The 1,005-nt window shown below is 66.7% G+C and carries 1 protein-coding gene; it reads right to left on the bottom strand.

The window, feature by feature from the left end:
- The coding region (locus ACNI3K_RS13070; protein WP_419392337.1) for an OmpL47-type beta-barrel domain-containing protein at nucleotides 1-1,005 on the bottom strand (1,005 nt) is incomplete at both ends.

The following is a 1,005-nucleotide window of genomic DNA, read 5'->3' as shown; positions in this document are numbered from 1 at the left end:
GTTGTCGTCGTCAGCCCGAACGATCAGGCCAGCCTGCTGGTACTGGTGCACCAGCTCCGACGTGTCCACCATGGTCTCCACGGTCCAGTCGCCGGACTGCTCCTGCACCACGAAGTTCGTGGCGCCGGTGGCGGCCTGGTAGATGTCGCCCGCTGCGGGGTCGATCTCCAGGTTGCCGTCGACAACGCGGTACGCGGCAGCGTCCTCGTTTTCGACAGTCCAGCGGCAGTTGTCCAGCGAGTCCCCATTGAACTCGTCGTCCAGACCGACAACCGGGTCGCACAAGTCCTCCACGTACTCAGGGACATCGGCGGTCGCGACCGCGGACTGGTTGCCCGCGGCGTCGATCACACGTGCCGTGATGGTCTGAGCGTCGTTGGAGAGCTCGACATCAGCCGTGAACTCCGTCCACGCGCCTCCGTCGAGCTGGTACTCGAGCAGGGCCACGCCGCTGGTCTCGTCCGCACCCGACACCGTGAAGGTGCGGGGCTGGGACGAGAGCGCAGTGTCGATGCTGGCCGTGGGGTCCGTGCCGTCGATCTTGAACGACACGGACTCGGTCACGGTGGCGGTGTCCGGGTGGGACGCGCGCACCTCTGCGGTGTGCTGGCCATCCTCGGACACCTCGACGGGTGCAGTGAAGTCACTCCACTCGCCGCCATCGATGCTGATCTCCAGCTCGGCGCCGGACCCCCCGCCGCCGGTGACGGTGGCATCCACCGTCACCGCCGACGTGTACCAGTCCGCGTCGCCGTCCGGGGAGGCGGGCGAGACGGAGACGCTCAGCTCGAGCGGCTCCACCTCGTCCACGGGTCCGAACTGCTGGTTGTACCGGTTGAGGAACGCGGCGAACGCGTCACGGGTGGTCTCGTTGAACGGACGGAACTCGGCAACGCCGTTCTCCACCCATCCCTCGGTGATACCCGTGGACTCCAGCCACGTGATCTCGGTGTAGAACTCCGTGTTCTCCGACGTGATGTCAGAGAACGGAGACTCGACCGGGTC

This window comes from Demequina ureilytica (genome assembly GCF_048553575.1).
GTDB lineage: Bacteria > Actinomycetota > Actinomycetes > Actinomycetales > Demequinaceae > Demequina.
This window is presented reverse-complemented; position numbering and strand designations above follow the sequence as displayed.